The organism is Sporocytophaga sp. (assembly GCF_017745095.1).
GTDB lineage: Bacteria > Bacteroidota > Bacteroidia > Cytophagales > Cytophagaceae > Sporocytophaga.
The window spans coordinates 15,864-29,698 of sequence record NZ_JAGHZZ010000035.1; the positions used below are offsets into that span (position 1 = coordinate 15,864).

Here is a 13,835-nt window from a genome sequence, read left to right on the forward strand (position 1 = left end):
ATCAGTGAAAAATATATTTAAAATAATCTTACTTATTCTAATCATAATTATTCTGCAATCTGCTGGTCAGGTTTGGGCTCAGAGAACCGGATCAAGCCTGAGAGGCGGAGAAACTGATAAGGTTATGAAGCTATACTGGGAAACCTATGAATGGCCGGAACACCTTATTGGCTTTAATATTAAAAAACAAACAAAGGCAAGTAATGGATGGAATAAGCTTAACAAAGAAGTAATTACTCCTCAGATAGATGAAAGAAACTGGACAAATCAAGGGCTTGATGAAGAGGAAGCTAACAATGTTCAACAGATATATTTAAAATATATTTCAGAAGGTAAGTTAAGCAAAATCACTAAAGGAGAATTGCTTCAGAAACTTCAGCTATTAGGCGGACTTAAATCTGGCGACAGACTGAATATGAAACAGGATTTCAATGTGGCATTGATCTTAGGATTTGGTTTTATTGACCATACCTATAAGAAATCAGATAATGCTAGTTATGGACTGTTTTATGTTTATGAAGATGGTCACGAATCTGAGCAAGCAATGGCCACCTTTTCTCCAGAGGAGGTTAAGATCAAACCTACAGTTGAGTTCAGTGTAAATAAAAGTAAACTGAAACTCTCTTGGTCAGTGAGTGAGAAGGATTACAATATAGCTGGTTTATATGGATTTAAAATCAGCAGAAAAGATGATAAAACAGGAATACAAACTAACCTTACGGAAGATTTAATCGGATATCAAAAGTCTGATAATGGAAAGCTACAGTGGTTGTTTTTTGACGAAAGTGCCAAAACTTCTATAGACTATACCTATACATTTTTCCCTGTAACTATATTGCAGACACAACTCAAACCATTTGAGCATAAATTTAAGGCATCTTTGTTTCAAAGCATGCATACTCCTTCTATCGATTCTATTTCAATTATAAATGATACTGATATACAGATATATTGGAAAGCGGACTCTCTCCTATCTGATAAAAAACGCATCAAAGAATTTTATCTTGAAAAGAGGAATGTAGATACGTTACAGTTTACCAGAATAACAAAATCTCTGGATCTGAAGCATAAATCTTATACTGACACTTCCAATCTTCAATACGGTCAAAGTTATATCTACCGCCTTTCAGTTACAGACAAGAAAGGGAAACAATGGCCTGGAACTCCTTTAAATATTTTTTATACTGGCGTTAAGTTGCCGACAAAACCAGATAGCCTCAAAGCTGAGTTCAGGATGATTCTTGATAAGCCTTATGTTCATCTATACTGGGCTAAAAGCAGCAGTAAAAACGCTGCTGGATTTGTTTTACAATCAGATGAAGAAGGCTCCGGAAAGCTTCTTGAAAACCTGAGTGTGCCCCTTATAAAGAGTAATGAATTTTTATATGAATTGTCGGGTGAAGGTGGTAAGGATTATCAATTCCGTATTATCCCTGTAAATGAAAGAGGTATGCGCGGAGAAGGAAGTACAGCTCATTGTAAGGTGCCGCTATTGAAACTACCTTTATTTACAAATATATCAGCGACGCTAAATAAAAGTAATCTGGTAGAGTTATCCTGGGATTATCCTAAAGAATCAGAGGTAAAAGGATTTAATGTTCTTGTAAATGATCAAATCATTGCTACATATGAAGACCTTCCTAAAGATAGCCGGAAATATACCGTACAACTCTATCTGCCGAAGAACGCAAAGAAAGTCAATGTATACCAGGTAGAAGCTATTGGAACAGTAGTCTCCAGAAAGAGTTCAGTAGCTCCTCTTTATTTACCTTCATATAAATTACCTCAGCCTGAGAAACTCACCATTTCGCTGATAAAAGAAAAAGGCAAATCTTATGCAGCGCTTAGCTGGGAATATAATAAAGAAGAAAAAAATGACATTAAAGGATTTCTTTTGTTTGCAGATGAGGGCGCTGAAAATGCCTTCCTTCAGGTAACAAAAGGAGAACTGCTAAAGGAGATGAAATTTAACTATCAGATTAAAGACCTAGACAGGAACTCATATACCTTTCAGGTATCAGCTGTTTCAGATAAAGGTGAAATCAGCCCTGCTACCAGTATAACATTAAATATAAAAGACATTAAAAAGTAAACGTTATGAAGAATCATATTTCTGCGTTTTTTTATTCATATAAATACATTCTGCTATTTCTCTTTATTTCTGTAAATAGCTTGTATAGCTATGCGCAGGTTGATATAAAAGTCACTCCTGCTACTTGTAATGGAAAAGAAGATGGAAAGATAGATGTAACAGTAAAGGGAAAAAACGGTCCTTATTCATACTTGTGGAATGATGGTTCCACGCAGGATCACCTTCATGATATTCCCAAAGGCGATTATTACCTCATTATAAGAGATCGGAATAGTTGTCTCTTTGAAAAATCAATTCACGTGGATGTACTGGAAGATAAACCTCTTGTGAAAATTGAAGGAGGCGGTGAACGTACATTCTGCAGTGATGCAGAGGATCAGGATGTAGAGCTATCTGCTATTATATCCAAATGCAAAGAATGTCAGATAAAATGGTCTACCGGTTCTTCAGAAGAAAAGGTAAAAGTTAGTTCAGATGGAGATTATTCCGTAATCGTAACAGATGATGAAGGATGTTTTCAGGGAGATACCACTGAATTAAAAATTAAAACCGAAGATTGTGATGATGACGACGACGATGATGATGATATTGATATACCTGTAGTATTCCCAAGAGACCCTAATGACATACTGGGACCTGAAGGATTTGGCCCTCGGAGATGGATCTCTGTAAAGGACATTCTCCCCTATACCATCAGATTTGAAAACGATCCTGAATTTGCCACAGCACCTGCTCAAAAGGTAGTAATACGTACTCCTATTGATCCCCACCTGAATATCTATTCATTCAGACTTGGTAGTTTTGGCTTCGGAGATTTTGTATTTGAGGTGCCTGCAAACAGTACATATTACACCAGCAGACTGGATGTGAAGGATTCTCTTAAAGTTGTTGTTGATGTCATTGCGGGTATTGATGTTGTAAAAAAAGAAGCTTTCTGGATCTTTGAATCAAGTGATCCGCGCACAGGAAACGAACCCGATGCTGATCTTGGATTTCTTCTTATCAATGATTCTATTACTCATAGAGGCGAGGGGTTTGTTTCATTTAATGTGATTCCAGATGCTGGCTCATCTACTGGAGACACGGTTCATGCAGTTGCTTCTATAGTGTTTGATACCCAGGAAGCATTGGAGACACCATCCATTTTTAATACCATAGATGCACGTCCTCCCGTTTCAACCTACCAACCATCTGATATTGCTGAAGATTCTACTTATTTATATAGGATATCAGCCATAGACGATTATGGTCTTGGAGGATCAGGAGTTAAGAACTATGATCTGTACCTTTCATCTGACGATGGAATAACCTTTACAAAATATGCATCTCAGCTTGCAGTTGATTCTGTTCTTCATATAAAAGGTGATCCTTTGAAAAAGTATTGTGCTTATACTATAGCAAGAGATCAGGTAGGAAATGAAGAAACTAAAACTTCTTCCGATGCATGTTTTTCACCTAAGGCTACACCTTTTGTAAGGCTTAAGTCACAGGACCTTTCTCTTCCTGTTTGTCAGGGAGGTGGTTATACAATCGAATGGAACTCTTTCGGCATCGACAGTATAGATATTTATGTTTCATCAGATAACGGAATCAGCTATACCAATATAGCAACAAAGGTATCTGCAAAGTCCAAAAGTTATTATTGGCCTCTCTCCTATGAATTATCTTTAGATAAAGACTATTTCATAAAAATTAAAAGTTCTGTTATTGATACTATTGTTGATATAAGCAAAACACCTTTCAACATTACAGAACATGTTCCTGCAAAAATCTTTTCGTCCAAGGGCATGACTATTTGTACTGGAGACACAACGCAGTTAAGTTTACCTCCAATATACACTTCTTATCGTTGGTCAAATGGTGTTGCAGAGAGCGGATTTAAGGTTAGCAAATCAGGTAAATTCAGTGTGGAAGTAAAAGATGCAAGAGGCTGCAGCAGTAGCGATTCAGTAAACTTTATAGTTTATACTTTTCCTGAACAATTGATCACTGCCAGCACTCCGTTTAAGATTTGCGAAGGGAAGCCACTTACACTAAATGGCCCCTCCAACATGAATTTCTATTCTTGGTCTACAGGAGAAAGAAGTTCACAGATTATAGTCAATACTCCTGGAAAGATTGCGTTAAAAGTTTTGAATGATATTGGCTGTTCGGCAAGCTCAGATACAATACTAGTGGAGCAAATTACAAATGCAGCAGAATGCGAAGCGCTTAGTATAAGTACAAGTATTGCATATCTGAATAAATTCATTCAGGTAGCTCCGAATCCATTGATTGAATATACAATTTTCCAGATCTATTCTCCTCAATCGCAATTAGTCAATCTGAAGCTATTTGATACCAAAGGAACTGAAGTAGCAGAGATCTTTAAAGGTGAAATAACAGGAGGAACTACAGTGCCGGTATCTTATAAGCCTTCTGAAAAATTATCCAACGGCCTGTACATGTATAAACTTCTTTCTGATGATGGAGAATTATTCAATGGCAAGCTAGTGATAGGAAGATAGTCAGACAGATCGATTTAACATAAAAAAATCCATCTTTAATAGGAGACGGATTTTTTATGTTTTCAAATTGAATAATTCTTTTATTAATAAAAAGGATTGAATCATCTTAAAGACATCAAACCGTAGACTTTTGAATATAAAATTTGATTAACGATATACATTTATCAAAAATAACCCGATATCTCTATACCTGAATAATAAGCCCTTACCTTCCAGCCAATAAAACTCAGATTCTTCAAAAGAATGAATCCATCTTTCATATTCAAATGGTCTAAACATATCAAAATCACTGAATGGATAATAATTCCAGTGTTTCCCATCTTCGGAATACAAGAAAGAATAATTCAAAAGCACTATCTTCTTATGATTGAATTCATATAGCCGGGGATATTCAGGATTTAAATAAACAATTTGTTGAGAACCGCTATTCCAATATTTAACATTCTGCTTAAATTGAAAGACAGGCATCTTATTAAATCTATAAGTTACAGGATAACTATCACAATCATATTCCGAGTATTGATCTGTCAGATAATGGTAGTCAGCAAGCGTATCCTTTAATTTAAAGGTAAATTTATGTAAGGCATTGTTCTCTGGACATGTAAAATTACGCCATCCTTTGTCTTCTATAGTGTCTTTTAGACTATCATTATTAAAGTAATTATTAAAATCAGATATATAGGAATGGTTTCCCCTTTTTATAATTAAGTATTTATTGCCATCCTCTGTGAAGCAGATATTCTGAATTTTATCTTTAAATTTCGGTTCAATATTAATCCAATGAAATCCTAGGTCTTTTGTAAATAGTACAGAGTTAAATTTATTTGCAATTAAAATTGAAGAATCAATTGGATCAATCTTGAGGTCTTCATATTCTTGAACTGCTTGCTGAAGATGACTAAAATAAGAAGGTTTATAGGGACTCCATAGTTGATACTTTTTACGATCAAACCTTAAAAGATCACTTACTAATTCAATGCTTATTTCTTTGGATGCAGGTACAATATTGAAATAACTTGCAATACTTCGATCATAATAATATTCACCAGGCTTAAAGTTTAAAGAGTCTAATGAAACCTCTGTATAAATGATCATGGAATCTTTTTTAGAGAATATTTTTAAAAGTAGTTCTTCTTTAGAATCTTCTGCAGATCCAAAGAGAGCTTTAAAACAATATTTTCCCGGATCGCTGCAAGTATCGGAGAGCTTGTTATACTTTTTGGAATATAAATTATACTTGCCTGCCTCTATTCGTACATTTCTGGTTTTATCTGTAATTAATTTGCCATCCTTAAAAATTCTGAATTCATATTTATATTGACTCTGGGAATAGCATTCAATATTATCTGAGAATAAAAAATATATTACTAAAATAATAAAGTAAAAATTGGTCATTGACTTGATACGTAATTTCATTTGTAATTCAATCCATGGTAGAAGATGTTCTTATAGGAAAAAGTAATAGTCTTTTTCTCTAATATAAATATATCACATTTAAATAAGATATTTTTGAACATCAATCATTTGACTTTTTAAATCCATACGGACAATGTTTGCAACCATTTTTACAACAGTAACCTCTCTTCAAAAGGTACTTGCTTGTGAATACCCAATTTCCTTGTTCGTTATAATAGTAGTCTTCCTGCTCTACTAAGGGTTCTTTTTTTCTTTTACTATCAAGAGAAGAATTGACTCCTAGCTTCTCATTAACGATCTTGTTTAGACAAAGAGGGCAATAACAATCTCCTTTTTCCGATAAGGGCATTACAGGTGGCAGTTCGCTGCACCAGCAGTTCTCTGTGCTGCATGAAAAATTTGTGTTGCAGAGAGAACAGGTTTTAATTCTGATATTGTTACTCATTCTTAAGCTTCATTTCTTGAAACCAATAATTGTTATGATTTCTCTTACTCAAAAATTCAACATTAAGCTCATTTTGATAAAGAGGACAATTGACAACAAGCGTATGGTATTCTCCATTTTCACCACAAACATCCGCATTTAATGCTTCTAACTGCGTAATTAAATTCTCGTCAAGTCTTTTACCTAAAAAGTCTTCGCCTAATTGCTGATTACAGGAAACTATTCTACAATGAATCCCCTCTGCCAGCATCTTCAATACAAGATCTTTTCTGTCTTGTTTCCATAAGGGTAAAATTGGTGAGATGTATGCTGCCTGGCAAACCTTTTCTTCCCATGCTCTATTTGAATCGAAGTCTATATCACCAAAAACTGCAGAATTGATTTTATAAACATCTACAAGTTGCTTAAGTGTATCTATAAAATTTCTTTCATAATCATTCCAGGAGGATGGAACAGTGACAATAGGTAAGCCCAATTCAATAGCCTGTTGTTTTAAAACTCTTTCTGGAATGGCATGAGATCTGGAAATCAATCCATTTTCGTTCATCATATTCATAAGGACTTTTGGCTGCCCATTTAATCTTACAGCTTCCATAAAGGCATAGCAACTGTCTTTTCCCCCACTCCAGGATGATACAAAGGCTTGATTATTATTAAGATTCATTGACTCCAATTTAAAGATGATATTAGCTGATCTATTTAAACTGCGAAAAAGATAGGTTTAAAATATTTAAATACCTAACAACCCTTAAATATGCTATCAAATAGTATATCTTTCTTTAAGTGGACTAAAATGAAAAATTATTTCGATACAAAAAGGATATTATTGAAAACTATGATATTATTGTTAATCAGTTTTAAGATTGGAAGATTTATTTTACAATGATTTGATTATGATAAATTTCGGCTATACAATTCTTTATGTTAAGGATGTGAACAAGTCAATAGAGTTTTATGAAAAAGCTTTTGGCTTCCAACGCACATTTATAGCTCCTGGTGGTGATTATGGAGAATTAAGTACTGGAAATACCAAACTTTCTTTTGCATCTGTTAACCTGGCTAAAAGTAATCTAAAGGATGGTTTTATAGAAAGTAATCCTAATAATAAACCATTCGGTATTGAGATTGGATTCGTAACGGAGGCAGTTGAGGAAACAATAAAAAAGGCAGTTGCAGCCGGTGCGATTTTACTGGAAAAGCCCAAAACTAAACCATGGGGACAAATTGTAAGCTATATAAGAGATCTTGATGGATTTTTGATCGAAATTTGTTCACCAATGAATTAGATTCTACTACAGTAAAGGTCAATAAAGGCACATATGAATCACTCAATTATTAAAGAAATTAAATCTGATCAGAAGGAGTTTTACAAGCAATTTTTAGGTCATGGACTTATTCATGATGAAGAGAGCTTCAGAATCACTCCTAATGATGATTTGCATTTAGATTTTCCTACTAAGGATAAGGAGGACAGTTTTACCCTTGGTGCTTATATAGGCAATGCCCTTGGAGGAGTTGTAAGTTTTGAACGTGATGGTTCCAATAGAGAGAAATTGAGGCATAAGGGCATCTTATTCAGGATGTATGTTGCTAATGAATACAGAGGACAAGGACTTTCAAAGGAATTGATCGATGCTCTTCTAGTAAGAGTTAGAAAGATTGGTGATATTGAACAAATCAATCTGACGGTGATTGCTAATAATGATAAGGCTAAAGCACTATACGAGAAATTCGGGTTTAACACCTTCAGCTCGGAAGAACATGCAATTAAATGGAAGGGAAAATATTTTACCGAAGATCAAATGGTTTTAAGAATCATTTATAATCCTTATTAAGATTGATCGGTATATATGAAGTATGCTCTCTGAATTATATTAGATCCTTTGCTTTCAAATGTTTTAATCCCAAATGGTATATATTGTTAATCATTCATCTGGTTTAAACTTTTAAGCATCTTATTTAACTGTTCGATTCTTGTTGCTCTGTAATCCTCACTAAAGGTTTCTATAAGTAAAGGTAGGAGTTCTCTTTTGATTGCAGTTTGTGCTAAAGCTTTTAAGTTTGCATCTAACTTCCCTTCTAAAGCAAATTGAGCATAAGCAACTGCAATGATTGCATTGTCCATCCCAATAAGGTAACTATCTCCCGAAGCTCCTGTAACGTTTGCCAGTAGTTCTTTAAACTGATTATCATCCGGCTCATCCTCCATTTCAGAAGCCATTTGCTTAAGCTGGTCTGCGAGCATATTTCCTGAAAACGGATTGTTATCTACATCTCTTTTTTGAGTAATATATTCGTGAATTTTAGCTGAATTCAACTCAGTCAGGTCAAAGTATGGAAAATCCCATTCGTTAAGTAATTTTTCAAGATATTTTAATGGACTTACATTTTTATTTTTTTTTCTCCATTTCCAGAATCCGAATGAAGCTTCTGCCCCATCATCATTCCCAAATGGACTTGTTTCTTCTTCGTCGCTCCAGTAGAAGTCTTCTGTTAAAAGGTCTTTTGCCTTGGGATGTGATGTTTCAGGGGTAAATTCGAAATCTTCCATGAGTAAATTATTTAATATTATGAAGACCTGAATATTTTTCAGATCAGATATATATTAAATATTACTATTTAAGGATCTATGTTGTTTATGGTAATCATAAAATATATAAGCATAAATGATATGCAGATATATAAGTTTATGAACAATATTCTGTTGTAAGCCAGGTATTTATTTTGTTTGTTATATTTTTTTTGAACATTTTTTGCAACGTTTTAAAATTGATGCGTCATAAAGTTGTATTCAAATCTTTACAATCAAAATGAATTGTAGTTTGAATAACCATTGCTTTTACCTGTTGGAATGGAATAACTATCAGGATTTTTAGAGTACCCTTTTATGCTTAATCATTTTTAAACAAATAAATAATTTATGAAAAACAACAATTACCGCCGGCTCTTTAACAGGGCAATTATCTTTCAAAGCAGGTCAATTGCAAGACTCTGCGCATTGTTACTCGTATTTATTCTATCCGCTGAAGCAATAGCTCAAAGACAGGCACAGGGTAGTTTCCGGTCAAAGTTTGGCCCAAATTATCTTGTTGGATATCTGGCTTATACACCGGTTGACTATGCTGCTAATCCTACAAAAAGTTATCCTATATTGATCTTCCTCCATGGGACAGATGAAAAGGCCTGGAAACCTACCGATCTCAGTCAACTTTATAAAGTAAAAAAGAATGGCCCTCCCAAAGAAATTGAAGCTGGAAAGGATTTTCCCTTTATAGTAATTTCTCCTCAATGTCCTTTTGGAGGTTGGGATGACATCACTATGGATGATTTTGCTACCAGTCAATGGAGACCGGGTGAATTCGTAGATGAGATTATCGAAAAAATGAAAACCTTATACCGTGTTGACCCGAACAGGATATACATAACCGGTTTAAGTATGGGCGGTGCCAGTACTTGGGAGTATGTGGCAGCTTATCCAACCAAAGCAGCAGCAGCTATTCCAATTGCAGGCTGGCCTATCACTAATGCTTCAAAAATATGTGGTATAGGTAAAACTCCAATTTGGGGATTTCAGGGAGCGAATGATAATGGCTCTGGTATGACCAATTTTGTAAACTCCATTAATGCTTGTACTCCTACTCCTAACCCACTTGCCAAAATTACTGTTTATCCTAATGTAGGTCACGATGCATGGACTCAGACTTATAATAATCAGTCTACCTCTGAAGATATTTATGCATGGTTGATGAAATATTCCAGATCTACCTCTGTTCCCCCTGTAGCCAATGCTGGTACTGATAAGTCTATAACCCTTCCGGCCAATTCACTTTCTATAACAGGAACAGGTACAGACAGCGATGGGACCATTGCATCTTATGCATGGACTAAAGTAAGCGGAGGTGCAGCAACCCTAACAAATGCAAATACAGCAACTGTTTCATTAAGTGGATTGGTGGCTGGAACCTATGTTTTCAGACTAACAGTAACTGACAATACTGGTGCAACAGGATTTGATGATGTTACTGTAGTAGTTAATGCTGCTGTAAATGTGCTTCCTGTAGCAAATGCTGGTGCTGACAAGTCAATTACACTACCAACTAATTCTCTTTCTATAACAGGTACAGGCACAGACAGCGATGGTACCATTGCTTCTTATGCATGGACAAAAGTAAGTGGAGGTACAGCGACTTTAGCAAATGCAAATACAGCAACTGTTTCATTAAGCGGACTAGTAGCTGGAACTTATGTTTTCAGACTTACAGTTACCGACAACAGAACAGGAACGGGATCGGATGATGTAATTGTAGTTGTTAATCCTGCTGTAAATGTAGCACCTGTGGCTAACGCAGGTGTAGATAAGTCAATAACCCTTCCAACAAATTCACTTTCTATAACTGGAACAGGCACAGACAGCGATGGTACCATTGCTTCTTATGCATGGACAAAAGTAAGTGGAGGTACAGCGACTTTAACAAATGCAAATACAGCAACTGTTTCATTAAGCGGATTGGTGGCTGGAACTTATGTTTTCAGACTTACAGTAACAGATAACAATACTGCAACAGGATCAGATGATGTTACGGTAATTGTTAATCCTGCCCCTACCGGAACTGGTGATGGTTTGAAAGCTGAATACTTTAATGGTGTAAACTTAGCAGGAACTCCTTTATTAACAAGAGTTGATCCAACTGTAAATTTTGACTGGCTAGCTGGCTCTCCGGATGCTGTAGTTCCGGTAAATCAGTTTAGCGCAAGATGGACAGGTCAAATCAAACCATTATATTCCGAAGCATATACATTTTACACTTTTTCTGATGATGGTATAAGGTTGTATGTGAACAATACTTTAGTAATTGACAACTGGACATATCATGGTGCAGTTGAAAATACGGGAAATATCACACTTGTTGCAGGTCAACTTTATGATATCCGCCTTGAATATTTCGAAGGAAACTCAATGGCTACTGCAAAATTGTCTTGGTCAACACCTATTAATCAGCAAAAGCAGGTTATTCCACAAACTCAATTGTATTCAAATACTGTAGTGCCGGGTGTTGGTCTTAAAGGAGAATACTTTAATAGTCTGGATTTTACTGGGACTGCACTCACAAGAGTTGACTCTGTAATAAACTTTGATTGGAATAATAATCCTCCTTTCACAGGCGTTAACACTGATAATTACTCTGTGCGTTGGACTGGTAAGATAAAAGCTGATTTCTCTGAAACATTTACCTTCTATACTTTATCTGATGACGGCGTGAGACTATGGGTAAACAATACGCTTTTGATTGACAACTGGACTAACCATGCAGCAGTAGAAAATAATGGAACTATAGCTCTTACAGCTGGTCAACTGTATGATATTCGTATGGAATATTATGAGAAAACTTCTCTGGCTACATCTAAGTTATTATGGTCTAGCACAAATGTGCAGAAGAAGGTTATCCCTAGAGCTAATCTATACCTACCTGCAGCAACAAGACAAGGCATCATTAATGCAGATGCATTTAATATAAATGCTGATAATTTAAAACTTAATGCTTTCCCTAATCCTGCAGGAAACTCTGTCAATATAAATTATACTGCTTCAGTATCTGGAAATGCAGAGCTGATGCTATTGGACGGATATTCCAATCAATTACTTAAAAAGACTATTTCAGTTCAAGCAGGAGAAAATTCTGTTTCTCTAAATTTATCTGATATTAAGAGTGGCTTGTATATGCTGGTAATATCAGGAGAAGGTAATAAAGCAGTTACCAAACTTGTAGTCAATAAATAATATTATTGAGAGATCCATCACTTTTTTAACTGAAAGGGATGTTGGAAACAACATCCCTTTTTTAACTTAATTCTATTGGTGTATCTAGGAAGGTATCCTATTTGGTGAAAAAGAAATTAAGACCTGCGCTTACAGCTTGCCTGTCGGTCTTATATATTGCCTTGGCACCTAAAAATGGCTCTATATAAAACCTTTCATTTAACTTGATACAATATTTTAATCCGGCTTCTATACTTACTTTTGTTTCCTTGTCAGGTATATATTCTACTCCCCATGGGCTAAGGTAAAACCCTAGTCTGCTTTTGGTTGTTGGATAGGAATAAATGATTATGCTTTCTGGAATCAGGATTCCGATCAAGCCCAAAATTCCAATTCCTGTATTTTTACTATCCTTCAATAGATAAAAGCCTAATACCTGCCCTGCTCCTGTGTATGCATAGAATTGATTTGAAGAGGTAATCCCAATTCTTCCTGAATAGGAAACACCAAACCTTTTCCCAGAAGATTCAAGAATAAATCCACCGGCACTAGTATTGTACCTTTCTATATAATTAGAGTGGTGAACCTGTGCACCGAATTTCACTGTAGCTTTACCTGCAAATTCGTCAAAGTTAGATTTCGTCTGTGCATATCCTGCCTTTAAAATCAGGCACGTCAGAGTGCAGGACAACATGAGATATTTTTTCATTTAAATTGATCTGTTATAAAAATCAGAATTAAAAATATTGAATATTAAAAGCGATGTATTGATCCGTAAAAATTAATGGTAATTATACTATAACTATTGTTTATTTAATTTTTCTGTAACTCCAATAATTACGCCAAAATTCCCATCTGTCTGGATCCAGTTCTTCTCTGGTATATAAGCCCTAGAGACAAAGCCATCCAGGTATAGAGCATTTTTACATCCGGCATCTTTAAAGTATTGGGCAAAATCATAAAAGTTAATTTCATTTTTTGATATGGCAAAGATAATATTTCCGTCCGGCAAAATTCCTACACCATTTCTGATATTAAGATTTTTGGAACCCTTTTGAAAAACAGGATGAGTCAGCCCATCTATAACCAGCATAGGACCGGACTGAGTAGCATATTTAATATCTTTTGATTTAAAGTCGGAAGTTTGAGAGATATATGCTTTGTTATTTGTAGTGATATAAAAAACTCCATTTGGTTTCATATGGAAATTACCATTCCCCGAACCTGTATTTAATTTGGAAATTACTTTACCATCTTCTATATACAAACCTTGAGGAGAATTATCTTTTTGATACATCCCTCCATTCATGGCAAAAAGTAGTTTTTGATGATTTTCGTTAGCTAATAATTTCAGATTCTGAAGGCTTCTGATAATATTGCCATCTTTATCTTTCCAATAAAATTTAAGATCTGCTTTATTTAAATCAACCGTATAGGTAACTATGTCATTTTCATAATTCTTAAATCCATATAGGAAAAACAATGTTGACAGGATGCATCCAAATACCAGTATAACAGATAATACTCTGCTTATTTTCATAAAAATAATTTAATTAATAGGATTAGTGTTTTAATTCCCGTCATTAAGGTATTGAATAAGGCAATTTATAATACGTC

At 35.0% G+C, this 13,835-nt stretch carries 11 protein-coding genes; 5 read left to right on the plus strand and 6 right to left on the minus strand.

What is annotated here, in order from left to right:
- The first annotated feature begins 4 nt into the window (after positions 1 to 4).
- On the plus strand, positions 5 to 2,092 hold the full coding sequence (locus tag J7604_RS25205) for a fibronectin type III domain-containing protein (RefSeq protein WP_293902731.1): 2,088 nt from the start codon (positions 5 to 7) through the stop codon (positions 2,090 to 2,092).
- A 5-nt stretch (positions 2,093 to 2,097) separates the two neighbouring features.
- Positions 2,098 to 4,599: a hypothetical protein gene (locus J7604_RS25210; protein ID WP_293902734.1), complete on the plus strand. Its 2,502-nt coding sequence runs from the start codon at positions 2,098 to 2,100 to the stop codon at positions 4,597 to 4,599.
- A 147-nt stretch (positions 4,600 to 4,746) separates the two neighbouring features.
- Here J7604_RS25210 and J7604_RS25215 read toward each other — a convergent pair whose 3' ends face one another.
- From J7604_RS25215 to J7604_RS25225, 3 genes are all read right to left on the minus strand, one after another.
- Positions 4,747 to 5,994, minus strand: a complete 1,248-nt coding sequence (locus J7604_RS25215; protein ID WP_293902737.1) for a hypothetical protein — start codon at positions 5,992 to 5,994, stop codon at positions 4,747 to 4,749.
- A gap of 121 nt (positions 5,995 to 6,115) precedes the next feature.
- Positions 6,116 to 6,460, minus strand: a complete 345-nt coding sequence (locus J7604_RS25220) for a DUF5522 domain-containing protein (RefSeq protein ID WP_293902740.1) — start codon at positions 6,458 to 6,460, stop codon at positions 6,116 to 6,118.
- Positions 6,453 to 7,124, minus strand: coding sequence for a diphthine--ammonia ligase (locus J7604_RS25225; RefSeq protein WP_293902743.1), 672 nt, complete (start codon positions 7,122 to 7,124; stop codon positions 6,453 to 6,455). Before J7604_RS25225 ends, J7604_RS25220 begins: the two co-directional genes overlap by 8 nt.
- Positions 7,125 to 7,353: 229 nt before the next feature.
- Here J7604_RS25225 and J7604_RS25230 point away from each other — a divergent pair, with 229 nt between their 5' ends.
- Both J7604_RS25230 and J7604_RS25235 read left to right on the plus strand, forming a co-directional pair.
- Positions 7,354 to 7,746 carry a VOC family protein gene (locus tag J7604_RS25230; protein ID WP_293902746.1) on the plus strand — a complete coding sequence of 131 codons (393 nt, stop codon included), beginning with the start codon at positions 7,354 to 7,356 and terminating at the stop codon, positions 7,744 to 7,746.
- Positions 7,747 to 7,779: 33 nt separating this feature from the next.
- Positions 7,780 to 8,295, plus strand: a complete 516-nt coding sequence (locus J7604_RS25235) for an N-acetyltransferase (RefSeq protein ID WP_293902749.1) — start codon at positions 7,780 to 7,782, stop codon at positions 8,293 to 8,295.
- A gap of 86 nt (positions 8,296 to 8,381) precedes the next feature.
- Here J7604_RS25235 and J7604_RS25240 read toward each other — a convergent pair whose 3' ends face one another.
- Positions 8,382 to 9,011: a hypothetical protein gene (locus tag J7604_RS25240; protein WP_293902752.1), complete on the minus strand. Its 630-nt coding sequence runs from the start codon at positions 9,009 to 9,011 to the stop codon at positions 8,382 to 8,384.
- Positions 9,012 to 9,380: 369 nt separating this feature from the next.
- Here J7604_RS25240 and J7604_RS25245 point away from each other — a divergent pair, with 369 nt between their 5' ends.
- Positions 9,381 to 12,239 carry a PA14 domain-containing protein gene (locus tag J7604_RS25245; protein WP_293902755.1) on the plus strand — a complete coding sequence of 953 codons (2,859 nt, stop codon included), beginning with the start codon at positions 9,381 to 9,383 and terminating at the stop codon, positions 12,237 to 12,239.
- Positions 12,240 to 12,336: 97 nt separating this feature from the next.
- On the opposite strand, the gene J7604_RS25250 is transcribed toward J7604_RS25245, so the two are convergent.
- Positions 12,337 to 12,927 carry a hypothetical protein gene (locus tag J7604_RS25250; RefSeq protein ID WP_293902758.1) on the minus strand — a complete coding sequence of 197 codons (591 nt, stop codon included), beginning with the start codon at positions 12,925 to 12,927 and terminating at the stop codon, positions 12,337 to 12,339.
- A 93-nt stretch (positions 12,928 to 13,020) separates the two neighbouring features.
- On the minus strand, positions 13,021 to 13,758 hold the full coding sequence (locus J7604_RS25255) for a phosphodiester glycosidase family protein (protein ID WP_293902760.1): 738 nt from the start codon (positions 13,756 to 13,758) through the stop codon (positions 13,021 to 13,023).
- Between the last annotated feature and the right edge of the window lie 77 nt (positions 13,759 to 13,835).